This is a genomic window from Micromonospora sp. WMMC250 (assembly GCF_027460215.1).
Lineage (GTDB): Bacteria > Actinomycetota > Actinomycetes > Mycobacteriales > Micromonosporaceae > Micromonospora > Micromonospora taraxaci.
In genome coordinates, this window is the sequence record NZ_JAPZBJ010000002.1 from 5778770 (window position 1) to 5804078 (window position 25309).

General features: G+C 72.4%; 26 protein-coding genes. 14 read left to right on the forward strand and 12 right to left on the reverse strand.

Translation table 11 applies throughout. The features are described 5' to 3' along the window. The first annotated feature begins 85 nt into the window (after nt 1-85). Together O3438_RS26175 and O3438_RS26180 are read left to right on the forward strand one after the other, a co-directional pair. Nucleotides 86-451 (forward strand): DUF742 domain-containing protein, encoded by a 366-nt coding sequence (locus O3438_RS26175; protein ID WP_088950207.1) that lies wholly within the window; start codon nt 86-88, stop codon nt 449-451. Next, nucleotides 432-1055, forward strand: a complete 624-nt coding sequence (locus tag O3438_RS26180) for a GTP-binding protein (protein ID WP_145778925.1) — start codon at nt 432-434, stop codon at nt 1053-1055. The genes O3438_RS26175 and O3438_RS26180 overlap by 20 nt, the downstream gene beginning before the upstream one ends. A gap of 47 nt (nt 1056-1102) precedes the next feature. Here O3438_RS26180 and O3438_RS26185 read toward each other — a convergent pair whose 3' ends face one another. From O3438_RS26185 to O3438_RS26215, 7 genes are all read right to left on the reverse strand, one after another. Further along, nucleotides 1103-2191, reverse strand: coding sequence for a uroporphyrinogen-III synthase (locus O3438_RS26185; RefSeq protein WP_269682326.1), 1089 nt, complete (start codon nt 2189-2191; stop codon nt 1103-1105). Beyond that, nucleotides 2191-2538, reverse strand: a complete 348-nt coding sequence (gene nirD, locus O3438_RS26190) for a nitrite reductase small subunit NirD (RefSeq protein WP_269682327.1) — start codon at nt 2536-2538, stop codon at nt 2191-2193. Before nirD ends, O3438_RS26185 begins: the two co-directional genes overlap by 1 nt. Continuing rightward, nucleotides 2535-5057: a nitrite reductase large subunit NirB gene (gene nirB, locus O3438_RS26195; protein WP_269682328.1), complete on the reverse strand. Its 2523-nt coding sequence runs from the start codon at nt 5055-5057 to the stop codon at nt 2535-2537. The genes nirD and nirB overlap by 4 nt, the downstream gene beginning before the upstream one ends. Continuing rightward, nucleotides 5054-6493, reverse strand: coding sequence for an FAD-dependent oxidoreductase (locus tag O3438_RS26200; RefSeq protein ID WP_269682329.1), 1440 nt, complete (start codon nt 6491-6493; stop codon nt 5054-5056). The genes nirB and O3438_RS26200 overlap by 4 nt, the downstream gene beginning before the upstream one ends. After that, nucleotides 6490-8574, reverse strand: a complete 2085-nt coding sequence (locus O3438_RS26205; protein ID WP_442929742.1) for a molybdopterin oxidoreductase family protein — start codon at nt 8572-8574, stop codon at nt 6490-6492. The genes O3438_RS26200 and O3438_RS26205 overlap by 4 nt, the downstream gene beginning before the upstream one ends. 312 nt (nt 8575-8886) lie before the next feature. Then, nucleotides 8887-9162, reverse strand: a complete 276-nt coding sequence (locus O3438_RS26210; RefSeq protein WP_269682331.1) for a hypothetical protein — start codon at nt 9160-9162, stop codon at nt 8887-8889. Then, a complete protein-coding gene (locus tag O3438_RS26215) occupies nt 9159-9374 on the reverse strand; it encodes a hypothetical protein (RefSeq protein WP_269682332.1) in 216 nt (71 codons plus the stop codon). Before O3438_RS26215 ends, O3438_RS26210 begins: the two co-directional genes overlap by 4 nt. 372 nt (nt 9375-9746) lie before the next feature. On the opposite strand from O3438_RS26215, the gene O3438_RS26220 reads away from it, so the two are divergent. From O3438_RS26220 to glmM, 9 genes are all read left to right on the forward strand, one after another. After that, nucleotides 9747-10514, forward strand: coding sequence for a DUF5753 domain-containing protein (locus tag O3438_RS26220; RefSeq protein WP_269682333.1), 768 nt, complete (start codon nt 9747-9749; stop codon nt 10512-10514). Beyond that, entirely contained in the window at nt 10505-10705 is a 201-nt protein-coding gene (locus tag O3438_RS26225; RefSeq protein WP_145778934.1) for a DUF397 domain-containing protein, read from the forward strand. Before O3438_RS26220 ends, O3438_RS26225 begins: the two co-directional genes overlap by 10 nt. 137 nt (nt 10706-10842) lie before the next feature. Continuing rightward, the gene (locus O3438_RS26230) at nt 10843-11538 is read left to right on the forward strand and encodes a class I SAM-dependent methyltransferase (protein ID WP_269682334.1); all 696 of its coding nucleotides are present in this window, start codon (nt 10843-10845) and stop codon (nt 11536-11538) included. A 90-nt stretch (nt 11539-11628) separates the two neighbouring features. Next, a complete protein-coding gene (locus O3438_RS26235) occupies nt 11629-11886 on the forward strand; it encodes a DUF6364 family protein (protein ID WP_088950199.1) in 258 nt (85 codons plus the stop codon). Beyond that, nucleotides 11876-12169, forward strand: coding sequence for a type II toxin-antitoxin system PemK/MazF family toxin (locus O3438_RS26240; RefSeq protein ID WP_269682335.1), 294 nt, complete (start codon nt 11876-11878; stop codon nt 12167-12169). The genes O3438_RS26235 and O3438_RS26240 overlap by 11 nt, the downstream gene beginning before the upstream one ends. Before the next feature lie 128 nt (nt 12170-12297). Further along, a complete protein-coding gene (locus tag O3438_RS26245) occupies nt 12298-13680 on the forward strand; it encodes a nitrate/nitrite transporter (protein WP_269682336.1) in 1383 nt (460 codons plus the stop codon). A gap of 209 nt (nt 13681-13889) precedes the next feature. After that, nucleotides 13890-14333: a 50S ribosomal protein L13 gene (rplM, locus tag O3438_RS26250; protein ID WP_088987625.1), complete on the forward strand. Its 444-nt coding sequence runs from the start codon at nt 13890-13892 to the stop codon at nt 14331-14333. Nucleotides 14334-14353: 20 nt separating this feature from the next. Then, the gene (rpsI, locus tag O3438_RS26255) at nt 14354-14827 is read left to right on the forward strand and encodes a 30S ribosomal protein S9 (protein ID WP_269682337.1); all 474 of its coding nucleotides are present in this window, start codon (nt 14354-14356) and stop codon (nt 14825-14827) included. Between the two features lie 116 nt (nt 14828-14943). Continuing rightward, the gene (gene glmM / locus O3438_RS26260) at nt 14944-16299 is read left to right on the forward strand and encodes a phosphoglucosamine mutase (protein WP_269682338.1); all 1356 of its coding nucleotides are present in this window, start codon (nt 14944-14946) and stop codon (nt 16297-16299) included. A gap of 87 nt (nt 16300-16386) precedes the next feature. Here the strand turns inward: glmM and O3438_RS26265 are convergent, their stop codons facing one another. The 3 genes from O3438_RS26265 to O3438_RS26275 form a co-directional block, all read right to left on the reverse strand. After that, a complete protein-coding gene (locus O3438_RS26265) occupies nt 16387-17574 on the reverse strand; it encodes a pyridoxal phosphate-dependent aminotransferase (RefSeq protein WP_269682339.1) in 1188 nt (395 codons plus the stop codon). Between the two features lie 408 nt (nt 17575-17982). Further along, nucleotides 17983-18468 (reverse strand): MmpS family transport accessory protein, encoded by a 486-nt coding sequence (locus O3438_RS26270; RefSeq protein ID WP_269682340.1) that lies wholly within the window; start codon nt 18466-18468, stop codon nt 17983-17985. 214 nt (nt 18469-18682) lie between these two features. Further along, nucleotides 18683-18973 carry a hypothetical protein gene (locus O3438_RS26275; RefSeq protein WP_269682341.1) on the reverse strand — a complete coding sequence of 97 codons (291 nt, stop codon included), beginning with the start codon at nt 18971-18973 and terminating at the stop codon, nt 18683-18685. A 408-nt stretch (nt 18974-19381) separates the two neighbouring features. Between O3438_RS26275 and glmS the strand changes: the two genes are divergently transcribed. Further along, complete coding sequence (gene glmS, locus O3438_RS26280; protein WP_269682342.1) at nt 19382-21295, forward strand: glutamine--fructose-6-phosphate transaminase (isomerizing); 1914 nt, start codon at nt 19382-19384, stop codon at nt 21293-21295. A gap of 4 nt (nt 21296-21299) precedes the next feature. On the opposite strand, the gene O3438_RS26285 is transcribed toward glmS, so the two are convergent. Then, nucleotides 21300-22892 (reverse strand): alpha/beta hydrolase, encoded by a 1593-nt coding sequence (locus tag O3438_RS26285; protein WP_269682343.1) that lies wholly within the window; start codon nt 22890-22892, stop codon nt 21300-21302. Then, entirely contained in the window at nt 22889-23185 is a 297-nt protein-coding gene (locus O3438_RS26290) for a hypothetical protein (RefSeq protein ID WP_269682344.1), read from the reverse strand. The genes O3438_RS26285 and O3438_RS26290 overlap by 4 nt, the downstream gene beginning before the upstream one ends. 174 nt (nt 23186-23359) lie before the next feature. Between O3438_RS26290 and O3438_RS26295 the strand changes: the two genes are divergently transcribed. Continuing rightward, a complete protein-coding gene (locus tag O3438_RS26295; protein WP_269682345.1) occupies nt 23360-23728 on the forward strand; it encodes a holo-ACP synthase in 369 nt (122 codons plus the stop codon). A gap of 55 nt (nt 23729-23783) precedes the next feature. After that, nucleotides 23784-25253 (forward strand): NAD(P)H-hydrate dehydratase, encoded by a 1470-nt coding sequence (locus O3438_RS26300; protein WP_269682346.1) that lies wholly within the window; start codon nt 23784-23786, stop codon nt 25251-25253. The last annotated feature ends 56 nt before the right edge of the window (nt 25254-25309 follow it).

Here is a 25309-nt window from a genome sequence, read left to right on the forward strand (position 1 = left end):
GGCAGTCGGCGCGCGATCGGTGCGCCGAGCCAGAGACCGGAGCCGGCATCCGCCGACTCCACGGGGGACGAGGAGGTGATCGGGGATGGACCAACGGCGCGTTGACCCGCGGGGTGCGCTGGTGCGCCCGTACGCGGTCACCCGCGGTCGTACCGAGCCCCGGCAGGACATCGCCCTCGAGGCCGTCCTCACCGCGTCTCTCACCCAGGTCGCCGAGTCCCGCTTCGCAGGGCACGACAAGCACCGCATCGCCACGGTCTGTGAGGGCCGAGCACAGTCGCTGGCGGAGATCGCCGCGTACACCCGGATGCCGCTGGGCGTCGCCCGGGTGTTGGTCGCCGACATGGTGGCCGAGAGCCTGCTGACGTTACACACTGCTGCTCCCGCCGAGGGGTTCGAGGAGCGGATGGAACTGCTTGGAAGGGTGCTAAGTGGACTTCGCAGGCTATGACCCCGCTGGGGGGCGGCCGGGCCGGGGAATCGTCTCCGCGAAGATCGTCGTCGCGGGCGGCTTCGGCGTCGGTAAGACGACACTGGTCGGGGCGATCTCCGAGATCACACCGCTGACCACCGAGGCGTTGATGACCGCGGCGGGCGTCGGTATCGACGACCCGTCCAAGGTGCCGGGCAAGGAGACCACCACGGTCGCCATGGACTTCGGCCGTATCACCATGGCCCAGGACCTGATCCTGTACCTCTTCGGTACACCCGGTCAGACCCGCTTCTGGTTCATGTGGGACGAGATCATCCGAGGCGCGGTGGGTGCCGCCGTGCTGGTGGACACCCGCCGGATCACCGACGCGTTCGCCCCGCTGGACTACTTCGAGAACCGCAACCTGCCGTACGTGGTGGCTCTGAACCGGTTCGATGGCGCCCCCCAGTACGAGCTGGAGGAGGTCCGCGAGGCGCTGGCCATCTCGCCGCAGGTGCCGCTGGTGATGACGGACGCCCGGCACCGGGAGTCGGTCAAGCAGGTGCTGGTGACGGTGGTCGAGCACGCCATGCTCCGCCTCGAGGCGGAGCACGGGCGGGGCTTCGCCGCGCCGGTCGGCTGACCTGTCGTGTCCCGGCCGGCCGGTCTTCACCGGCTGGCCGTGACGCGTCAGTCCACCCGGAGGCGGTAGCCGCGCTTCACGACGGTCTGCACCACCCGGGGCGCGTGCAGGCCGGCCCGCAGGCGGGCGACAGCCATCTCCACCGCGTGCTCGTCCGCCCCTCGGGGCAGCGTGCGCAGCAACGCCGTGCGGGACAGCACCCGGCCGGGGGACTGGGCCAGGGCCCGTAGCACCGCCATCGGCGCGGGGGCGAGCGGCCGCAGTTCGCCGTCGATCACGGCGGCGTGCCCGCGCAGCGTCAACAGGTGCCCGCCCGCCTTGAACGTCACGGTCCGGCGGGGCAGCTCGTCGACGATGGTCCGCACCAGGGCCCCCAGCCGGGCCCGACCCGGCGCGCTCACCGGCACCCCACGTCGGAGCAGCGGCTCGGCGGTCACGGCGCCGACACAGCTGGCGAGCACGTCACTGCGGAACGCGGAGAGCAGCGCGTCGGTACGGTCCCCGGCTGCGCGCAGCAGCGCCTCGGCCGCCGGTGCCGAGGTGAAGGTGACAGCGTCCACCAGCCGGCCGGCGATCAGGTCGATCAACCGGTGCAGCGGTGCCGGATCGGTCGGCGGAGCCCAGCGGTAGACCGGCACCTCGATCACCGTCGCGCCGGCCGCCTCCAGTGCCATCGTGCAGTCGGGTTGCCGCTCACCGTGCAACTGCATGGCGATCACCTGCCCGGCCACGCCCCGCCGACGCAGGTGGTCCACCACCTCGTCGCAGCTCTCGGAGGCCGGCGACCACTGGTCGTGCAGCCCGGCCGCACGGATCGCGCCGCGCGCCTTCGGGCCGCGGGCGACCACGTACGAGCTGGCCAGCACCGAGCGCAGTGGCTCGCCCAACCCCCAGCCCTCGGCCGCCTCCAGCCACCCCCGCATGCCGATGCCCGTGTTGGCCATCAGGATGTCCGGCGGTTGGTCGAGGCAGGCACGGGTCGCCTCGCGCAGCTCGGTGTCGTCGGAGAGCGGCACGATCCGCAGCGCCGGGGCGAGCACCACCCGCGCGCCCCGCCGTTCGAGCAACGCGGCCAACTCGTCGCGCCGCCGGTCGGCGGTCACCCCGATGGTGAAGCCCGCCAGTTCCTCCCGCATCAACCCTCCTGTCGCAGCCGTACCTCGACCAGACCGTCGCGGCACCGTGCGTCGTGCCGGGCCACGGCCACCCCGGGCAGGTCGAGGCAGTGCCCGCTGCGCAGGTCGTACACCTGCTTGTGCAGCGGCGAGGCGACCGTCGGCACTCCGCCGCGGCTGCCGACGATGCCCCGGGACAGCACGTACGCCCCGGAGACCGGATCGCGGTTGTCGATCGCGAACAGCCCGTCCGCGGTCCGGAACAGTGCGATCTGTGTGCCGTCGACCAGGGCGGCGACCCCCCGGTCCGGTTCGAGGCGGTCGAGGGTGCAGACAGCTGTCCAGCTCAGCGTGATGGTCTGGTTCATCGCCGTACCTCCGGTAGGCCGAGGGTGACCGGCCGACGGCGGTGACCGTCGGCGGGGGTGTCGCCCCGTGCCGGCACCGGCTGGCCGCGCTCCAGGGCAAAGGTGATCGACGGGTCGGGTACGTCGGGGGCGTTGACGAAGGAGGTGTAGCGGCGCAGCCGGTCCGGGTCGTCGAGGACGTCGCGCCACTCGTCGGAGTACGACGACACGTGCTGGGCCATCGCCGCGTCCAGTTCGGCGCAGAGCCCGAGCGAGTCGTCCACGATCACCGAGCGCAGGTGGTCCAGGCCGCCGTCCATCGCCTCGATCCAGCCGGCGGTGCGTTGCAGCCGGTCGGCCGTGCGGATGTAGTAGATGAGGAATCTGTCGATCAGCGTGACCAGTGTTTCCGTGGACAGGTCGGTGGCGAACAGGTCGGCGTGCCGGGGCCGGAAGCCGCCGTTGCCACCGACGTAGAGGTTCCAGCCGGTCTCGGTGGCGATGATGCCGAAGTCCTTGCTGCGGGCCTCCGCGCACTCGCGGGCGCAGCCGGAGACCGCCGACTTGAGCTTGTGCGGGGCACGCAGCCCCCGATAGCGCAGCTCCAGGGCGACGGCCAACCCCACCGAGTCCTGTACGCCGTACCGGCACCAGGTCTCGCCGACACAGGACTTCACCGTCCGCAGCGCCTTGCCGTACGCGTGCCCGGACTCGAAGCCGGCGTCCACGAGTCGTCGCCAGATCTGCGGCAACTGCTCGACCCGCGCCCCGAACAGGTCGATGCGCTGCCCGCCGGTGATCTTCGTGTAGAGCTGGAAGTCCCGGGCGACCTCGCCGATCACGATGAGCTTCTCCGGGGTGATTTCGCCGCCCGGGATGCGCGGTACCACCGAGTAGCTGCCGTCGCGTTGCAGGTTGGCGAGGAAGTGGTCGTTGGTGTCCTGCAACGACGCCTGCTCACCGTCGAGCACGTGCCCGCTGCCCAGCGACGCGAGGATCGACGCCACCACCGGCTTGCAGATGTCGCAGCCGCGCCCCCGCCCGTGTTCGGCGACCAGCCGGGAGAACGTGCGGATGCCGCGTACGCGGACGATCTCGAACAGCTCCCGGCGGCTCACGTCGAAGTGCTCGCAGAGCGCGCTGGACTGCGCCACCCCGGCCGCGTCCAGGAGCTGCTTCAGCATCGGCACGCAGGAACCGCAGCTCGTGCCGGCCCGGGTGCACGCCTTCAGCGCCGGCACGTCCGCGCAGCCGCCGGCGATGGCGGCGTCCACGTCGCCCCGGGTCACCGCGTTGCAGGAGCAGACCTGCGCGTCGGCGGGCAGGGCACCGGCGTCCGCCCCGCCGCCGTCCGGGGCGAGCAGCGCCAGCGGCGCCGCCGGCAACGGGCCGCCCACACTGGCCCGCAACGTCGGGTACGCGCTGGCGTCACCGACCAGCACGCCGCCGAGCAGGGTGTGCGCGTCGTCGGAGAGGACCAGCTTCGCGTAGACCCGGGTGGCCGGGTCGGTGAAGGTGACGTCCAGGCAGCCGGGGGTCACACCGTGGGCGTCGCCGAACGAGGCCACGTCGACCCCGAGCAACTTGAGCTTGGTGGCGGTGTCCGCGCCCGGGAACGTCGCCGCGCCACCGACCAGTCGGTCGGCCACCACCTCGGCCGTCGCGTACCCCGGCGCCACCAGCCCGTGACAGGTGCCGTCGACCGCCGCGCACTCACCGATCGCCCAGATCCGCTCGTCGGCGCTGCGGCAGGTCTCGTCGACCAGCACCCCGCCGCGCGGACCCAGCGGCAGGTCGGCGTCCCGGGCCAGCTGGTCGCGGGGCCGGATACCGGCCGCCACCACCACCAGCTCGGCGTCGAGCGCGCCGCCGTCGGACAACTCCAGAGCGGCCACCGCGCCGTCCGGGCCCGGTCGGATCGCGCTGGTCGCGACCCCCAGATGGGTCCGTACGCCCAACTCGTCGACGTAGCGCCGCAGCATCGCCCCGCCGGCCTGGTCCACCTGCACCGGCATCAGCCGGGGCGCGAACTCGACCACGTCGGTGCTCAGGCCGAGCAGCCGCAACGCGTTCGCCGCCTCCAACCCGAGCAACCCGCCACCGATGACCGCGCCGACCCGCCGACCCTCCGCGTACGACCGGATCGCCGCCAGGTCGTCGAGCGTCCGGTAGACGAACACCCCGGGCAGCTCCGCCCCGGGCACCGGCGGCACGAACGCGTACGACCCGGTGGCCAGCACCAGCGCGTCGTACTGGTATTCGCCGACGTCGGTGGTCACCACCCGCCGCGCCCGGTCGATGGCGGTGGCCGGTTCGCCCAGCCGCAGCCGCACCCCGTCGTGCGCCGTGTACAGGTTGAGTTCGCTCTCGCTCACCCCGTCGAAGTACGCCGAGAGCCGCACCCGGTCGTACGCCGGGCGTCGCTCCTCGGCCAGCACCGTCACCCGCCAGCGACAGTCCGGGTCGCGAGCGCGCAGCGCGTCGACGAAGCGCTGCCCGACCATGCCGTTGCCGATAACGACCAGATCGCCGCCGTTCATCGCGTCACCTCCACCGATTCCGCCTGGCTCAGCCAGTCGACGATGCCGCCCACCGCGTCCCGGCACCCGCCGCAGCCGGTGCCGGCCCGGGTCGCCGCCACCACCGCGTCGACAGTCCGGGCGCCGGAGCGCCAACTGCGTACGAGTGCGCCCTTGCTCACCGTGTTGCACTGGCAGACAGTGGCCGCGTCCGGCATCAGCGCCGGTGACGCGGCCGGAGTCGCGCCGGCCGTGCCAAGGGCCCTGCCCAACAGGAGTGCCCGTCGGTCGGCCGGCACCGGTTGGCCACGGTCGAAGAGCTGGATCACCGTCCCGACGGCCGGGTTGTCGCCGAGCAGGATCGCGCCGATCAGCCGCTCGTCGCGGATCCGCAACCGGGCGTACGTGCCCCGGGCCGGGTCGGTGAAGGTCAGCTCCTCGCCCGGCCCGCCGCTGACCGGGTCACCCATCGAGGCGAGGTCGATCCCGGCGGCCTTGAGCCGGGTCACCACCGGCTGGGGCCGGTACCGCGCCAACGGGTCCGTCCCGGTCAGCACGTCCGCGAGCACCCGCGCCTGGGCCCAGGCGGGCGCGACCAACCCACTGAGCACCCCGTCGTGCTCGGCGCAGTCGCCGATCGCCGAGATGGAGCGGTCGTCGGTGCGGAGCCGGTCGTCCACCACCACCCCGCGCCGCACGGTCAGCCCGGCGGCCTGCGCCAGGGCGGTGTCCGGGCGTACGCCGCAGGAGAGCACCAGCAGGTCGGCGTGCAACGTCCGGCCGTCGGCGAGGTCGAGGCGAACGCCGTCGGCGTCGGCTGCCACGCCGGTCGCCTGCACCGCGAGCTGCACGGTGACGCCGAATCCGGCGAGTGTGCCGGCGAGCACGGCACCGGCCGCCGGGTCGAGTTGCCGTTCCATCAGGTGCTCCCTCGGGTGCACCACAGTGGTGGCCAACCCCCGGCTGGCCAGGCCCCGGGCGGCCTCCAGACCGAGCAGACCGCCGCCCAGCACCAGGGCGCTGCGCGCGCCGTCCGCCGCGGCGAGGATCCGCCGGCAGTCGTCCAGGGTCCGGAAGGGAACCACCCGATCCGGGAGGTCCGCCGGATCGAGGCCGGGCAGTGGCGGCACCACCGCGCGTGCGCCAGTGGCCAGCACCAGGTGGTCGTACCCGATGCGGTCGCCGCCGGCGGTGTGGACCTCCCGCGCGGACCTGTCGATGGCGGTCACCGGCACGCCGGTGCGCAGGTCGATGCCGTGCCCGGCGGCCTCGGTCAGCTCCACGTCCGGCTCGTCGATGCGGCCGGCCAGCAGCGTGGAGAGCATGATCCGGTTGTACGCGCGGTGCGGCTCCGCCCCGAGCACTGTGACCTTCCGGTCCCCTTCCCGGGCGTGCAGTTCGCCCGCGAGGCGGGCGCCCGCCATGCCGTTGCCGACGATCACCACCCGGCCGGTCATGCCTTCTCCACCCGGACCGCACAGATCTTGAACTCGGGCATCCCGGAGATCGGGTCGACCGCGTCGTTGGTCACCGAGTTGGCCCGTCCCGCCCCGGCGTAGTGGAACGGGGCGAACACCGTGTCCGGTCGGATCCCGACGCTGAGCCGGGCCGGGGCGCACAACTCGCCCCGGCGCGAGGTGACCTTCACCGGGTCGCCGTCGTCGATGCCCAGGCGGGCGGCCAGATCGGGGTGCAACTCGACGAACGCCTCCGGTGCGGCCCGCCGCAGCGCGGGCACCCGACGGGTCTGGGTGCCCGACTGGTACTGGGTCAGCACCCGGCCGGTGGTGAAGTGCAGCGGGTATGTCGCGCAGACCTCCTCGGCGGCGGGCCGGTGGTCGACGGTGTGGAACCGGGCCCGCCCGTCCGGGGTCGCGAACTCCTCGGCGAAGAGTCGTGGCGTGTCCGGCCCGTCCTCGGTGCCGCAGGGCCAGTAGACGCCGTCCTGGTCGTCTATCCGCGCCCAACTGATACCGGCGTAGTCGGCCGCCCCACCGGCGGAGGCGCGACGCAGCTCGGCGAAGACGGTGGCCGGGTCGGCCGGGAACCGCGCTGCCGCAACGGCTTCCGGCCGCGCATCGAGTGCTCCGGCGCCGGCTGTTCCCGTGACGGCCGTCTCGGCGGCCGACAGCCGGGCGGCGAGGTCGGAGATGATGGCCAGGTCGGTGCGCACGCCCGGTGGAGGATTGCGCAGCGCGCGACGACGCAGCACCCGACCCTCCAGGTTGGTCATCGTGCCGTCCTCCTCGGCCCACTGCGCGGTGGGCAGCACCACGTCGGCCAGCGCGGCCGTCTCGGAGAGCAGCAGGTCGGCGACGACCAGCAGGTCGAGGTCACGCAACCGCCGCTCGATCCGGGTCGCCCGGGGCGCGGAGACCACCGGGTTGGAGCCGAAGACCAGCAACGCCCGGGGGCCGTCCGGAGTGCCGAGCGAGTCGAGCAACTGGTAGGCCGGCACACCCGGCCCGGGCAGCTCGTCGGCTGTCACCCCCCAGACCTGGGCGAGGTGTTCCCGGGCTGCCGGATCGTCGATCTTCCGGTAGCCGGGGAGCTGATCGGCCTTCTGCCCGTGCTCCCGCCCGCCCTGGCCGTTGCCCTGGCCGGTGAGGCAGCCGTACCCCGAACCGTCCCGGCCGGGCAGACCGAGGGCGAGAGCGAGATTGACGTACGCGGTGACCGTGTCCACGCCCTTCGCGTGCTGCTCGGCGCCGCGCGCGGTCAGGATGATCACGCGTCCGCCGGTGCCCAACGCGCGGGCGGTGGCCTCCAGGTCGGCCACCGGCACGCCGGAGAGCTGTTCCGCGCGGGCCGGCCACCAGGCGGCGACGGTCCGGCGGACCGCCTCGAAACCACTGGTGCGCTCGGCCACGTAGGTGCGGTCGACCCAACCCTCGGTGAGCGCGATGTGCAGCAGTGCGTTGGCCACCGCGAGGTCGGTGCCGGGCAGCGGTTGCAGGTGCAGGTCGGCCTGGCGGGCGGTCGCGGTGACCCGGGGGTCGACGACGATCAGTTGGCCGCCGTTGCGGCGCTGTTCGGTGAGCCAGCGCACCAGCGGCGGCATGGTCTCCGCCGGGTTGGCACCGACCAGCAGCAGCGTGTCAGCCCGGCCCAGGTCGGCGAGCGGGAACGGCAGCCCCCGGTCGATGCCGAACGCGCGCATCCCGGCGGCCGCGGCCGAGGACATACAGAACCGTCCGTTGTAGTCGATGTGCCGGGTGCGCAGCCCGATCCGGGCGAACTTGCCCAACGCGTACGCCTTCTCGTTGGTCAGGCCACCGCCACCGAAGACGGCGACCGCGTCCGGGCCGGCGTCGTCCTGGATCGCGCGGATGCCGGTGACGATCCGGTCAAGTGCGGCGTCCCAGCTCGCCGGGCGCAGCTCGCCGCTGGCGGGGTCGCGCAGAAGCGGGGTGGTCAGCCGCTCCGGGTGGTCGAGCAGTTCGGCGGCGGTCCAACCCTTCTGGCACAGCCCGCCTCGGTTGGTGGGGAACTGGCGGGGGTGGACCGTCACCCCGGTGTCGTCCTCGCGCAGCGTCATGCCGCACTGCAAGGCGCAGTACGGGCAGTGCGTCGCCACCTCCCGGGGTGTGGACCCCGGTGGAGTTGCCGACCGTGCACCGTCTGTCATGTCGGGAAAGCGTGCCGCCGAGCGGTTTCCGGTCCGGGTCCCTTCTGTTTCGGTCCTGTCAAGTGGGGCTCACACCGCACCGGGGCAGCGAACGCGTCGGAGGGTGCGAGTCGGAGCCTGTGGAGCTGAATCGTCTACGACATCGACTGTTGATTCGTCTGCGACGTTGATTCGTTTGCGACATCAGCTCCATAGCGCCAGCGCACGTCACCCCGTGGGCGGTCAGCGCAGGTCGTGGCGGTGTGGTCGGCGGGTCAGTGACAGCCAGCCGAGGAACCGGGCGTGGAGTGCCCGCGGGTCAGGGTGAACGCCCAGGGAGTACAGGTCGTGAACCGCGTCCTGCATGTTCGCCGCCAGGTAGAACGCCAGAGCGATCGAATGGCCGTAGAACTCGGTCGCGAGGTGAAGCTGAGCCGGCGCACACGGCCAGGGCGCCGCGCAGTTACGGCAGAGCCACGCCGGGCGCATCGGCTGGTGCGGGCGAGGTCGGCGGCTCATCCGACCCGCACCGGACCGCGCTTCACTGGTGTGCGGGTGGTCGGGCGAGGGGCGGGCGGGTCCGGCCAGACCAGGCCGGCGGGCATCACGAACAGGGACCGGCGCGCGACAGCGTCACCATTGGCGGCCAGCTCGTAAGCGTCGATCCACAACCACCCGTCGTACGTCGGCCAGTCGAGAACGCGGATCACCCGGACGACGATCGGGCGCATGAACTGCACACTCGCCGCGCGGGTCAGGTACAGGACGTCGCCCGTGTGCGGCCTCCGTGGCGTGGGCTTCGGCTCGGGTCTCCGATGGCGCGGCTCATCCGGCACGGCGTTCTCTCCCCTGGTCGTCACTGTGGGAAGGGGCCGCCCCGTGGTGCTCACCCGTGGAGATCTTGGACAGTTTCCGTTACGCGAGAACGGAAACTGTCCAAAATCTGTGGCAGGCCAGGGGCGGCCCCGACACGAACACGTCCGCCGGGTCTCGGGTCCCTACCGGCCGCGCCGTCTGCCGGTTACATTGCCGAGAGCGATGGGATCAGTACACGACGTAGCTCTATTCCCGGGGACGTTCGGGACGTTCTTCGTGGAGGCGGGATGAACCATGCACTTCAAGTGGCCATGGCCGAAGCTGGTGAGACAGCCGAGAGTCTTGCAGCTCAGACGGGGGTGGATCCGAAAACGGCGGCGCGGTGGATAAGCCCGGGACGCGTGCCGCAGCCCCGTCGGCGCGCAAAGCTGGCCGCGCTCCTTGGGAGGGACGTTGGGGACCTCTGGCCGGATGTCCTCAAGCGGCGCGAGCCGCAATGGCTGCGCGAGTGGGTCGACTGGGAACGCGAAGCCGTTGCGATCCGGTGGTTCGAGCACACCTGGGTGCCCGGCCTTCTGCAGACGGACGCGTATGCACGGGCGACGTTGACGGGCGAAGCGTTGACGCTTGACGAAGTTGACGATGTGGTCGCCTCCCGCATCGACCGACAGGCCATCCTTCGCCGCGAACGTCCACCCCTTCTGGTCGCAGTCGTTCACGAACTGGTTCTGTACCAATCGGCGTATGGCGACCGGTCATTGATGCGTGAGCAGGTCGCCTACCTTGCGCAATGCGCGGCACTGCCCGCTGTTCAGGTGCTCGTAGTGCCACAGGACGTCGGGATGTATCCGGGCCTTGGTGGGGGGTTCATCGTGGCGGAGCTGCCTGACGGCGGGCAGGTCGCGCATATCGACAGCCAGGTGCGGGCGCAGATCCTTAATGGAGCTGCGGACGTTGCTACGCTCAATCACAGGTGGGAACGCATCAGAAGTGAAGCTCTTTCCCGTCAACAGTCCCTCGACCTGATCAGGAAAGCAGCGGGATCATGGACCTGACCGGCGCGCAGTGGCGTAAGAGCACAAAGAGCGGAAACAACGGAGGCTCGTGCGTCGAGGTCGCTGACAACCTTCCCGGCGTCGTCCTCGTCCGCGACACCAAAGACCGCGACGGCGGGACGCTGACCTTCGAACCGGCGGCATGGGCCGGCTTCGTCGACCTGGCGAAGGTGATCGGCCCCGTCGGCTGACCCGCGCAGCACCAACCGCCCCCGGTGCCCTGGAGGTCCCACGGAACCGGGGGCCTTTTCGTGTGTCCAGGATGAGGTCCGCTCACCGTCCAGCGCTTATAATGTGGGAAAAGTGTCTCGAAGTTTGGGAGATGGCAATGAGCGTGACGGACGTTTTCGACGCGGTGGCCGGCACTTACGACGAGGCGCGCCGGCGGTTGGTGCCCTGCTTCGACAGCTTCTACGGCACCGCCGTCCGGGTGGCCGCGCCGCCGTTGCGGGCCGCGCTCGCCGCGGGGCGTACCCCGGAGGTTCTGGATCTGGGCGCGGGCACCGGCCTGCTCTCGTTGCTGCTCGCCGCGGCGGTGCCCGGAGTCCGGCTGACCCTGGTGGACGGAGCGCCGGCCATGCTCGCCCGCGCCAGCGACCAGTTGGACGCGCGGTCCGTGCCATACCTGACGGTCCACGCCGACCTGGCCGACGAGCTGCCGCCGGGCCGGTACGACGCGGTGGTCAGCGCGCTGGCGATCCACCACCTGGACGACGCCGGCAAGCGCTCGCTCTACCGGCGGGCCGCCGCCGCGCTGGCACCGGGCGGGGTGTTCGTCAACGCCGAGCAGGTCGCCGGCCCGACCCCCGAGCTGGACCGGCGCTACGACGAGGTGTGGATGGAGCAGATCACCGAACTGGGCGCGTCCCCTGACGAGATCGCCGCCTCCCGGGAGCGGATGCGCCACGATCGGCCGGCGACCGTGACCGACCAGTGCCGGTGGCTCGCCGAGGCCGGCCTGGTCGACGTCGACTGCTACTTCAAGGAGTGGCGTTTCGCGGTGTTCGGCGGTCGTGCCACGTGAAGACAGCCGGTTTGTGCGTTTCGACGTCGGGGGCCGAGCCGGAGAGCGCAGGGATGACTGTCGGTCATACCTCTGGGTAGTCTGCTCGGCATGACTGCCAAGGTGACTCTCTCGTTCACCGACGAGACGATCGAGGAGGCCCGGCGGTTCGCCAAGCGCGAGGGCCTGTCGCTCTCCGCATGGATGGACCAAGCCGCCCGCGAGAAGGCGCTGCGTGAGGTCTTCACCGCGCACGCCGCCGCCGTGGGCCGAGCCGGTCTCGACCTGGAGTCCGCCGCTCTCGCCGACGCCCGCGAGGTGGGCATGGTCAACGACCTGCTCTCCGGCGGACGGCCGCGTGCTGCGTAGGGGAGAGGTCTGGCGCATCGAGGGCGCCCGGGAACGCCTCGGGCTCGTGGTCAGCTCGGACGTCTACAACTCCACCGACGTACCCATCGTGATAGTGGTCGAGGTCGTCGAGGAGTCGCTGCTGCGCGACTCGCCGCTCGCCGTGTCGATGGGCCGGTTCGTCGTGATGCCCGACCGCATCTCCTCGCCGATGAAGAAGTGGTTCACCGAATGCGTGGACGTCGCCGACACCGACACCATGCACCGGGTCGGCCGCGCGCTGCGCATCCTCCAGCAACTCTGAGCGGCACCTCACCACCGCCGCCGACCCGTGGTGCGGTCCCCGTTTCCGGGCCGACCCGCGACGGGCACTGTCAGGTAACCCGGCGTTCCTAGCGTTCCTCCTCGTCACATCGACGAGGAGGAGTCGCCGTGAGCACTCTCACCAGCACCGCAGTCGCCGCCGGGCCGCCGGCCACCACCGGCCGTGCGCGCCGGCTCGACGACTGGCGTCCCGAGGACCCCGACTTCTGGCGGGCGACGGGCGCGCCGATCGCCCGGCGCAACCTCTGGGTCTCGATCTTCGCCGAGCACGTCGGCTTCTCGGTGTGGAGCCTCTGGTCGGTCACGGTGCTCTTCCTCGGCCCGGCCTACGGCATCGACCCGGCCGGGAAGTTCCTGCTCACCGCCGTGCCCGCCGCGCTGGGCGCGGTGCTGCGGCTGCCGTACACGCTGGCGGTGGCCCGCTTCGGCGGACGGCGCTGGACGATCATCAGCGCCCTCATGCTGCTGGTGCCCACGGTGCCGATGACGGTGCTGCTGGAACCCGGGGTGTCCTACTCCACCCTGATGGTGCTCGCCTGCCTGACCGGCGTGGGCGGGGGCAACTTCGCCTCCTCGATGGCGAACATCAACCTGTTCTACCCGGAGCGGCTCAAGGGCCGGGCCCTCGGGCTCAACGCGGGCGGCGGCAACCTGGGCGTACCCGCTGTGCAACTGGTCGGGCTGGCGGTCCTCGCCACCGCCGGCGCCGCGTACCCCCGGCTGGTTCCGGCGGTCTACCTGCCGTTGATCGTGCTGGCGGCGCTGGCGGCGGCCCGCTGGTTGGACACCGTGCCCGGCGCGCGCAACGAGCCCGGCGCGCTGCGCGAGGCGGCCCGCGACCCGCACACCTGGGTCATGTCACTGCTCTACATCGGCACCTTCGGCTCGTTCATCGGCTTCGGCTTCGCCTTCGGCCAGGTCCTCCAGCTCCAGTTCGCCGAGCGGTTCCCCACCCCGGTCGACGCCGCCTGGCTCACCTTCCTCGGTCCGCTCGTCGGCTCGCTGATCCGCCCGCTGGGCGGGCACCTGGCCGACCGGTTGGGCGGGGCCCGGGTGACCTTCTGGAACTTCGTCGCGATGGCGGCCGGCGCGGGCACCGTGCTGTACGCGGCCCGGGAACGCTCGTTCGGGCTCTACCTCGCCGGGTTCATCGCCCTCTTCGTCTTCTCCGGCATCGGCAACGGCTCCACCTACAAGATGATCCCGGCGATCTTCCGGGCCCGGGCGGCGGACGCGGTGGCCACCGGTCACCGCGACCCGGAGGCGGCCGCCCGGTGGGCGCGGCGGATGACCGGCTCGTTGATCGGCATCGCAGGCGCTGTCGGCGCGTCCGGCGGCGTGCTGGTCAACATCTCGTTCCGTCAGTCGTTCCTCGGCTCCGGCAACGCCGACGCCGCCTATCTGGCCTTCATCGGCTGGTACGCGTTGTGCTTCGCGGTCACCTGGGTGGTCTACCTGCGGCCCCGGGCCAATCGGCTGGCCAACGTGTGAGCTGGGCCACGGACGGCGGGTCGACGCGGGGGACCGTACCCCCGTTTTGACCTGCGTACCGGGCGCCGGGTATCGTTGCCTGCTGTTGTACGACATCCAGAGGCGTGCCCCATCAGGTACGCTTGGTCGTTCGTGCGCGCTGGTCCGGCCTGCAAGATCTGGTCACCTCGGCGCGCGACCCCAGACCGACGACGAGACAAGGTAGACCTGTGCGTACGTACAGCCCGAAGCCGGGTGAGATCGAGCGTCAGTGGCACGTCATCGACGCCTCTGATGTCGTGCTGGGCCGCCTGGCCACCCACGCCGCCACGTTGCTGCGTGGTAAGCACAAGCCGACTTTCGCGCCGCACGTCGACACGGGCGACTTCGTCGTCATCGTGAACGCGGGCAAGGTTGCGCTGACCGGCAACAAGCGCCACACCAAGGTCGCTTACCGCCACTCCGGTTACCCGGGTGGTCTTAAGCAGGTCGGCTACGACGAGCTGCTGACCAAGCGCCCCGAGCGGGCCATCGAGCTCGCGGTGAAGGGGATGCTCCCGCACAACAAGCTCGGCCGTCAGCTGATCAAGAAGCTGAAGGTCTACGCCGGTGCCGAGCACCCGCACCTCGCGCAGCAGCCGGTGCCGTTCGAGATCAAGCAGATCGCGCAGTGAGCGCGGGCGAAGGAATCAGCATGACCGACATCACCGAGACCGAGGTCGCCCCCGAGGTCACCGAGGTCACCGAGGCGCCGGCACCCGTTGCCCGCGCACCGCGTGGTGACCGCCCGATCCAGACCGTGGGTCGGCGCAAGGAGGCCATCGTCCGGGTCCGCATCGTCCCGGGCACCGGCAAGATCACCTGCAACGGTCGCGACCTCGAGGCCTACTTCCCGAGCAAGGTGCACCAGCAGCTCATCAAGGACCCGCTGGTCACCGCCGAGAAGCCCGAGGCGTTCGACGTCATCGCCAACCTGCGTGGCGGCGGCACCACCGGCCAGGCCGGTGCGCTGCGGCTGGCCATCGCGCGTGCGCTGATCGTCAACGAGCCGGACGACCGCCCGGCCCTGAAGAAGGCCGGCTTCCTCACCCGGGACGCCCGGGTCAAGGAGAGCAAGAAGTACGGCCTCAAGAAGGCCCGTAAGGCTCCTCAGTACTCGAAGCGCTGATCTTTCACAGCGCGTTGTACTTCTGACGGACGGCCGGTCCGCCTCCCCAATCGGGGAGGTGGGTCGGCCGTTCCGCTTTCTCCTCACTTGTTGTGCTCATTCGGAGGTTGGCGGGTATGGGTCGGTTGTTCGGCACGGACGGCGTACGCGGGCGGGCAAACGCGGATCTCACCCCCGAGTTGGCGTTGGCGCTCGCCGTGGCCGCCGCGCACACACTTGCCGAGACGGACCGCAGCCACCCGCCACTCGCTGTCGTCGGTCGGGACACCCGGGCCAGCGGCGAGATGCTGGAGGCCGCCGTGGTGGCCGGCCTGACCAGCGCGGGCGCCAACGTGGTGCGGGTCGGCGTGCTGCCCACCCCCGCGGTGGCGTTCCTCACCGCCGAGGCCAAGGCTGACCTCGGCGTGGTGCTCTCCGCGTCGCACAACCCGATGCCGGACAACGGGATCAAGCTCTTCGCCGCCGGTGGGCACAAGCTGCCCGACGAGATCGAGATGCAGATCGAGGCGGCCGTCGAGACGAACAGCACCACCGCCTGGGAGCGGCCGATCGGTGCCGGCGTCGGCCGGGTGCACGACCTGCTCGACGGTGCGGACCACTACGTCCAGCACCTGGTCGGCGCCCTGCCGCACCGGCTGGACGGAATCAAGGTCGTGGTCGACTGCGCCAACGGCGCGGCGAGCGAGGTCGCTCCCGTCGCCTACCGGGAGGCCGGCGCGGAGGTCGTGGCGATCAACGCCGAGCCCGACGGGCTGAACATCAACGACGACTGCGGCTCCAACCACATCGAGGCGCTGCGCGAGGCCGTCGTCCAACACGGCGCCCACCTGGGCATCGCCCACGACGGCGACGCCGACCGCATCGTGGCGGTCAGCGCCGACGGCGACGAGGTGGACGGCGACCAGGTCATGGCGATCCTGGCGCTGGCCATGCGGGAGGCCGGCACGCTCACGCAGGACACCCTCGTCGCCACCGTGATGAGCAACCTCGGGCTACGGCTCGCGATGTCCGCGCAGGGCATCCGGCTGATCGAGACCAAGGTCGGCGACCGGTACGTGCTGGAGGAGCTGCGCGCCTCCGGCCTGGCGCTCGGCGGTGAGCAGAGCGGTCACATCGTGATGCCCGCACACGCCACCACCGGCGACGGCGTGCTCACCGGCCTGCACCTGATGGCCCGGATGGCAGCCACCGGCCAGTCCCTCGCCGAGTTGGCCTCGGTGGTCACCAAGCTGCCCCAGGTGCTGATCAACGTGCCGGTCGGCGACCGGACCGTCGGCGCCAACGCGCCCGCCGTCCGCGCCGAGGCCGAGCGGGCCGAGGCCGAGCTGGGTGAGACCGGCCGGGTGCTGCTGCGCCCGTCGGGCACGGAACTGCTGGTGCGCGTGATGGTCGAGGCCGCCACCGAGGCGACCGCCCGCGAGGTCGCCGAACGGATCGCCGAGCAGGTCCGCACCGCCAGCCCTGCCACGTAGTGAGCCGGTTGGAGGCTGTGGAGCTGAATCGTCCACGACATCAGCTCCACAGGCTCCCCGCCGCGCCGCAAACTCCCCAGCGCCGGGTCACCGCCGCAGCGCGTGCAATCGGGTAACCGCCTCGGTCAGCACCTCGGGGCGCTTGCAGAAGGCGAAGCGGACCAGCCGCCGGCCGGCTTCGACGTCGTCGTAGAAGACCTGCGTGGGCACCGCCACCACACCGCAACGCTCCGGCAGGGACCGGCAGAACTCCACCCCGTCCCGGCCGCCGAGGGCGGTGATGTCGGCGGTGACGAAGTACGTCCCCTCCGAGCTGAGCACGTCGAACCCGGCGTCGGTGAGACCCTCGACGAGCTGGTCACGTCGTTGCTGGAGCCCGTCCCGGAAGCCGGTGTAGTAGTCGTCCGGCAGGGCCAGCGCCACGGCCACCGCCGGTTGCAGCGGGGCGGCGTTGACGTACGTCAGGAACTGCTTCACCCGCACCACCGCCGAGATCAGCGCCGCCGGACCGCTCGCCCAGCCGACCTTCCAGCCCGTGCAGGAGAACGTCTTGCCGGCCGACGAGATGCGCAGCGTCCGCTCCCGCATCCCCGGCAGGGTCGCCAGCGACACGTGCGGGCTCCCCGCGTCGGTGAACACCAGGTGCTCGTACACCTCGTCGGTGACCGCGTACGCGTCGAACTCCTGGCACAGGTCGGCCACCATGGCCAACTCGGCCGGGGTGAAGACCTTGCCGGTCGGGTTGTGCGGTGAGTTGAGCAGCACCAACCGGGTGCGCGGGCCGAACGCCGCGCGAAGCGCCACCGGGTCGAAGGCGTACCGGCCGTCGGCCGTCGGGCGCAGGGTCACCGGTCGCCGGACCGCCCCGGCCAGTGCGATCGAGGCGGCGTACGAGTCGTAGTACGGCTCGAAGCACACCACCTCGTCGCCCGGTTCGCAGAGAGCGAGAATGCTCGCCGCGACAGCCTCGGTCGCTCCCGTGGTGATGACGACCTCGCCGTCCGGGTCGTACGTCAGGTTCTGGAACCGTTGCTGGTGGGCCGCGACCGCCGCGCGCAGGGCGGGGATACCCGGGCCGGGCGGGTACTGGTTGTGCCCGCCGCGCAACGCCTCGGCCGCGGCGGCCAACATCTCCGGTGGGCCGTCGGTGTCGGGAAACCCCTGGCCGAGGTTGACCGCCCCGGTGCGCACGGCGAGGGCGGACATCTCAGCGAAGATCGTCGTGCCGAACGGCCGCATCCGGGCCACCAGCGGGTCGACATCGGTGCTCGTCACCTACGCCAGCCTAAGGCCACCTACGGGCCGAACCCCAGACCCGTCGGGCTCATTCGCGTCCGCTGACGCCCACGTCCGCCCTCGCGCCCGCGCCGGCCCTCGCGCCCGCGCCGGTCCTCGCGCCCGCGCCGGTCCTCGCGCCCGCGCCGGTCCTCGCGCCCGCGCCGGTCCTCGCGCCCGCGCCGGTCCTCGCGCCCGCGCCGGCCCTCGCGCCCGCGCCGGCCCTCGCGCCCGCGCCGGCCCTCGCGCCCGCGCCGGCCCTCGCGCCCGCGCCGGCCCTCGCGCCCGCGCCGGTCCTCGCGCCCGCTTGATCGACACGAGATCGCCGATATCGGGGTATCGACGGCATCCGGATACCGCGACTTCGCTGATCTCGTGTCGATCAAGCGGGATCGGCCACGCCCAGCCTCATTCGGGTGCGCAGGAGATGCCGTAGTACCCCTGTTCCTTGATGACCACCGGCTTGCCGACGCCGGTGATCGTGACGGTGCAGTCGATTGGCGTGGCGTTGTTGATGTCGGGCCCGGTGGCCTCGACCATCACCCTGGTCTGGCCGTTGGTCCGAATGGTGGTGCGCCACGGCAACGTCGCGCCGTCGACATGCACGAGATCGCTCTCGGCGTCGAAGTACGCGATGTCGGCCTCGCCCGATCCCGTGACCTCGTAGACCACTGTCACCGGGGCCGGCCCCGACGTCGGCCGGGTGATCGGCTGTTTGCTCGAAGTCGGGGCCGTGGGGCTGGGTAGCTCCGGACTGGGCGCACGTGTGGTGGGCGCGGTCCAACCGTCGTCCGGAACGACCCACGGCTCGCCGGCGACCGGGTCCGAGCCGGGCTCGTCGAGCAGGAAACCACCCGCGCAGAGGCAGCCGCAGACGAGCACGACCAGCACCACGAAGGCCGCGACGATGATTCCGACGATCCGACCGGCGCTCGTGCCCTGGCTGGCGCTGGACTGCGGCTGGCCGGGGTAGGCGTACGGCGGCGGGTAGCCGTGGGGTGGCCACCCGGCCTGCGGTGGCCATCCAGCTTGCGGCTCCCCCGGAGGTGGGGGCCACCCGGCGTGGGGCGGCGTGCCGGCGTGCGGTGGCCATCCGGCTTGCCGCGGATCACCGGGAGGCACTGGCCAGCCGGCGTGCGGTGGCCATCCCGCTTGCGGCGACTCCCCGGGCGGCGGGGGCCAGCCGGCGTGGGGCGGCCAGCCGGCGTGTGGGGGCCAGCCGGCGTGCGGGGGCGAACCGGCGGGCGAAGGCGAACCGGCGTGGGACGGGTCCGAGGTAGGAGTCGGGTCCGAGGCGCCGGGCTGGGGCGGCATCCAGGGGGAGGTTGGTGATCCGGGCGTCCACTGGGTGGTGGACGGTTGCGGCGTCCACTCGGTCGTGGGCGGTTGGGGCGTCCACGGCGCGGGGGTCCAGGGGGCCGGTGGCGCCCACGGCTGGCCTGGGGCGAGCGGGTCGGGTGCCGGCAGCGAAGCCGAGGACGGTGGCGCCGTCGGATCCGACGGTGGCGGGCTGGCAGCCGGATCCGACGGGGAGGAGGGGGACGGATCGGGCGGCGGCGCGTCGGACATGGCTGCTCCGGACGGGATCGGGTATGGGACGAACGGGCCAAGGACAGGCGCGCGGAACCCGCCGAGAGACTTTCGTACCAGCAGGCGTGCCGCAACCCCGTCTGTCCCGGACTGTCCCGGAGCGGGCTGTGACGCTCGTCCCGTTGCTACCCGCCAACCACCTATCGCTCAAATTCGGTGATTGATAACCCGACTTTCGAGCACCCAACATGAGTGAAACTGGGTTAGGCTGCGGGCCATGTGTGGAATCGTGGGTTATGCGGGCGCGCGCCCCGCACTGGGCATCGTGCTCGACGGACTGCGGCGGCTGGAATACCGCGGCTACGACTCGGCGGGCGTCGCGATCGTCTGCGACGACCAACTGCTGACCGAGAAGAAGGCCGGCAAGCTGGCCAACCTGGAGAAGGTGCTCTCCGAGCGGGCCGCCGACGACCCGACCTCCTGCGCGGCCAGCCCGATCGGCATCGGTGACGGCACCACCGGCATCGGCCACACCCGGTGGGCCACCCACGGCGGCCCGACCGACCGCAACGCCCACCCGCACGTCGCACCGGACGGCCGGGTCGCGGTCATCCACAACGGCATCATCGAGAACTTCGCCAAGCTGCGGGCCGAGCTGGAGGCCGACGGGGTCCAGTTCACCAGCGACACCGACACCGAGTGCGCGGCCCACCTGCTCGCCGCCGCCCTTGCCGACCTGCGCGCCGCCGGTCAGCCGGACGGCCCGCAGCTGCTCGCCGCCGGCATGCGGGTGGTCTGCCAGCGACTGGAGGGCGCGTTCACGCTGCTCGCTGTGGATGCCGCAGTGCCCGGCGCGGTCGTCGGCGCACGGCGCAACTCGCCGCTGGTCGTCGGTCGGGGCGACGGGGAGAACTACCTGGCCAGTGACGTGGCCGCTTTCATCGAGCACACGCGGGAAGCGGTCGAGCTGGGTCAGGACCAGATCGTCCTGATCACCGGTGACAGCATCGAGATCACCGACTTCGAGGGCCAGCCCGCCGCCGGCAAGGACTTCCACATCGACTGGGACTCCTCCGCCGCGGAGAAGGGCGGCTACGACTGGTTCATGCTCAAGGAGATCGAGGAGCAGCCCCAGGCCATCGCCGACACGCTGCTCGGCCGGCTCACCGAGACCGGTGAGATCGCTCTCGACGAGGTCCGCCTCAGCGACCAGGACCTTCGCGACGTCGACAAGATCTTCATCGTGGCGTGCGGCACGGCGTACCACGCCGGGATGGTCGCCAAGTACGCCATCGAGCACTGGACCCGGATCCCGTGCGAGGTGGAGCTGGCCAGCGAGTTCCGCTACCGCGACCCGGTGCTCGACCGGTCCACGCTGATCGTGGTGATCTCGCAGTCCGGCGAGACGATGGACACCCTGATGGCGCTGCGCCACGCCAAGGACCAGAAGGCCCGCGTGTTGGCGATTTGCAACACCAACGGCTCGACCATCCCGCGCGAGTCGGACGCCGTGCTCTACACCCACGGCGGGCCGGAGATCGCCGTCGCCTCCACCAAGGCGTTCCTCACCCAGGTCGTCGCCTGCTACCTGATCGGCCTGCACCTGGCCCAGGTGCGCGGCATCAAGTTCGCCGACGAGGTGGGCGCGGTCGTCGCCCAGTTGCAGGAGATCCCGGGCAAGCTGCGTGAGCTGCTCGACCGGATCGAGCCCGTCCGCGAGCTGGCCCGGGACCTGAAGTCCGAGCCGACGGTGTTGTTCATCGGCCGGCACGTCGGCTACCCGGTGGCACTGGAGGGTGCGCTGAAGCTCAAGGAGTTGGCGTACATGCACGCCGAGGGCTTCGCAGCCGGCGAGCTGAAGCACGGCCCGATCGCTCTGATCGACAAGGGCACCCCGGTGATCTGCGTGGTGCCGTCGCCGGTCGGCCGGGGCATGCTGCACGACAAGGTCGTCTCCAACATTCAGGAGGTCCGGGCCCGCGGTGCGCGGACCATCGTGATCGCCGAGGAGGGCGACGAGGCCGTCGTGCGGTACGCCGACCACCTGATCTACGTGCCGCGTACGCCGACGCTGCTGGCCCCGCTCGTCACCACTGTGCCGTTGCAGGTGCTCGCCGCCGAGATCGCCGCCGCTCGCGGGCACGACGTGGACCAGCCCCGCAACCTGGCCAAGTCGGTCACCGTCGAGTAGCCACTCAGCGACCCAACACGACCCGGGCCATCCCGTCCAGTGCGGGATTGCCCGGGTCCCAGTAACCGGTGTGGCCGCCCCGCCCGCCGTCGAAGACCCGGCCGCCGAAACCCGGATCCGACGGGTCGTGACCGAACCACAGCTCATGCCCGGTCCGGTCCGGCCAACCGAGCACTGCGGCCAGCGGTGCCGCACCCAGCAGGGCGCGGCGCCCCAGCTCGTCCGCCGACCGGGCCGCGCGGATCACGTCGCCGGAACCGCTGCTCGCCCAGACCTCCCCGGGCGGCACGCCCAGCTCGGTGGCGTGCGCCGCGCCGACCCCGGGCGAGCCGACGAAGACCAACGCGTCGGCGGCCAGCCCGTGCTCCCGGGCGGCCACACCCACCACCAGCGACCCGTAACTGTGCCCGAGCACGGTCTGCCGGGCCGGTGGCCCCTCGTGGGTGGTGCGCAACCCTTCCTGGAAGCGGTGCAGCGCCGGACCGGCGTCGCGCGCCTGACCCGCCGAAGCAGCCTCGGTCAGAAAGTCCGGAGCGTCGTAGTCCAACCAGAGCACCGCCGCGCTGCGGTCACCCGGGGCGAGCGCCGCGCACCGGTCCAGCACCCGCGCCGCCCTGCCCAGCTCGCCGGGGGCGTCGTCCAGGCCGGCGGTCATCCCCGGCACGTAGGTCAGCACCCGGTCGGCCCGGTCCGGGTCGCCGAGCGCCATCACCACCCGACCCTCACCGGCCGGATCCAACCCGAGCAGGTACGCCCGGGGCTCCCCACCGGCCGCCAGCCGACCGGCCAGCGCGTCCAGGCCGGCCAACCGGCCGGCGACCCCGCGCAGCCGCAGCGACGTGAGTGGCAGAGGCGGCACCCGGGACAGCAGGTTTCGCCGCTCGGCGAGCAACTCCTCCCGCCACACTCCCAGGTGCAGCCGGTTGGCCTGGTCGCGGTCGGCCGCCGGCACGCCGTCCCACCGGCCGACCAGTGCCGGCTCGCGCCCGATCAGCCACCGTCGCTGCGCCGGTGTCAAGCCTGACCACCAGGCGTGGACCAGAGTCGGTGTGGCATCCGGTGCCGGTCGGCCCGGCGGTGGCGGGGACGCCCAACCGGTGCCGGCGGCCCGGGCCAGCTCGTCCAACCGGTCGGCGGCGAGCCGATCGGCGACGCCCGCCGCGTCGAGCGCGTCCCGCAGGGCGGCCGTCACCCGGGCCGCCGCCACGCCGTCCCGCTCGGTGGACCGTTGTCGGGCGGGATCGACGTGCACCCCGCCCGAGCGGTCCACCACCAGGCCGGCCGCTTCCGCCTGGGCGACCGCGTCGGCGAGCCGCGCCTTCACCACCGTCAGCCGCCCGGCCAGCTCGGCGAGAACCTGATCGGCTTCGATCAGCGCGGGCGCGACCGACGTCAGCTCGTCTCGCAGAGCCACGAGCCGGGAGCCCGCCGCAACGGCCGCCGCGCCGGACCAACCGTCCCGCAACCGGCCGACCGCCGCCCGCAGCTCACCGGCGCGACTGTCGACCGGCTCGGTCAACCCGGCCCAGGCCACCCCGGCGGCCCGCCACCCACTCGGGTCGGCCGCCCACAGTTGCCGGTAACCGACGCTGCTCACCGGGGCAGGGCGGCGAAGCGGTCGGCGGCCCGGTCGTCCACCGTCTCGTACGCCTCGGCTGCCGCCCGCACCCCCTGCGAGGTCACCGCCACCCGGGCGCCGAGCCGGCATAGCCAGGCGTGCGCGGCCACCTCCAGCCCGGCCAGGGCCGCGCCGGCTCGCCACTCGGGCGCCGCGACCAGCAACCCGGGTGCCCCTGCGAGGCCCAGCGCCAGCCGGTGCGCCTCGCCGTCGAGCGTGCCGGCGACCGCCCGCAACTCCTTCGGCCGGACGACGAACGACTCATCGGTCATGACTCCACCCCCGTGGACGATCGACTTCGACGCGCTGACGCTAGGCGCGTACCGGTGGCCGTCTCGTGCCCTGTGGACAGCCGACGGTGAGGCGTACCCCGGCCTGTCCACAGGCGTTGCCCAGCGCGGACCCGACGGCTAATCTGCGGCCCCGACCGCCGGTAGGGTGATGTGGTGATCGTCGCCGTCGGTATCGACGTGGTCCTGGTCGACCGGTTCGCCCGGGCGCTGACCCGGACGCCGCTGCTCGCCGACCGGCTCTTCACCACTACCGAGCGACACACCCGCGCCGGTGCCCCACGCTCGTCGGAGTCGCTCGCCGCCCGCTTCGCCGCCAAGGAGGCGGTGGCCAAGGCGCTCGGTGCTCCGGCCGGGCTCAACTGGCACGACTGCGAGATCGTGTCCGACCCGGACGGCCGCCCCCGGCTCGCCGTCTCCGGCACGGTCGCCGCCGCGGCCGAGGCGCGTGGAGTCAACCACTGGCATCTGTCGTTGTCGCACGACGGGGGGATCGCGTCGGCGATGGTGGTCGCGGAACGGTGACGTCGGCTGGGCGGGCCGATCCGGCCCACCCGCGAACGGGATGGGACACGGTGGCATGAGATCGGTGTGGCGGGTTGCCGACGTACGGGCGGCCGAAGCGGGGCTGATGGGCGCACTGCCGGAGGGGACGCTCATGCAGCGTGCCGCCGCCGGGCTGGCCCGCCGGGCCGCGCTCCTGCTCGACGAGCGCGGCGGGGTCTACGGCGGGCGGGTGCTGCTGCTGGTCGGCTCCGGTGACAACGGCGGCGACGCCCTGTACGCGGGGGAGCGGTTGGCCCGCCGGGGTGCCCACGTGTCCGCCCTGCTGCTCACCCCCGGGCGCGCGCACGCCGCCGGGCTGGCGGCGCTGCGGGCGGCCGGCGGTCGGCTGGTGCCGCAGCCCACCGGCCCGGTCGACCTGGTCCTCGACGGGATCGTCGGCATCGGTGGCACCGGTGGCCTGCGGGCGAACGCGGACGAGGTGGTCCAACGTCTCGGTGAGCTGCGGGGGCGGGACGGTGAGCGGGCCACTGTCGTGGCGGTGGACGTGCCGAGCGGAGTCGCGGTGGACACCGGCCACGTTCCGCTGTCCGCGTCCGGCCGGCCGACCGCCGTGCGGGCCGACGTGACGGTGGCGTTCGGCGCGCTGAAGCCCGCACTTGTGGTCGGGCCGGCCGCCGCCCTGGCCGGGCAGGTGGAGTTGGTCGACATCGGGCTGCGGCCGTGGCTACGAGGCACCCCTGCGCTACGGGTCACCGAGTGGTCCGACCTGGATGAGTGGTGGCCGGAGCTGGGACCGGCGTCGGAGAAGTACACCCGCGGTGTGGTGGGGGTCGCCACCGGCTCGGAGACCTATCCGGGTGCGGCGGTGCTCTCCGTCGGCGGGGCTCTGGCCGGGCCGACCGGCCTGGTCCGCTACGCCGGCAGCGCCCGCGCCGAGGTGCTGCACCAGCACCCCTCGGTGATCGCCAGCGGCCGGGTCGCCGACGCGGGCCGGGTACAGGCCTGGGTCTGCGGCTCCGGGCTGGGCACCGGCACGGACGCGGCCGCCGAGCTGCGTGCCGTACTGGCCGCCCCGGTGCCGGTGGTGCTCGACGCCGACGCGCTGACCCTGCTGGTGGACGGCTCGCTCGCCGACCGGCTGCGGGGCCGGGACGCGCCGATCGTGGTCACTCCGCACGACCGGGAGTTCACCCGACTCTGCGGGGAGGAGCCCGGCGCCGACCGGGTCGGCGCCGCGCTGCGGCTGGCCGCCTGGATGAACGCGGTGGTGCTGCTCAAGGGGGATCGCACGGTGATCGGCACCCCGGACGGTCGGGCGTACGTCAACCCGACCGGCACCCCCGCGCTGGCCACCGGCGGCACCGGCGACGTGCTGGCCGGGCTGCTCGGTTCGCTGCTGGCCGCCGGAGTGCCCGCCGAACGGGCGGCGGCCTCGGCCGCGTACCTGCACGGGCTCGCCGGTCGGGAAGCGGCCCGGGGTGGGCCGGTGACCGCGCCCGACGTGGTCACCGCGCTTCGCCCGGTTGTCGCCCGGCTGGGCTGATCGTGCCGTTCCAGCCGGGTCGGCACACGCGCGCGTGCGTCGCCGCCCCCGGTGAT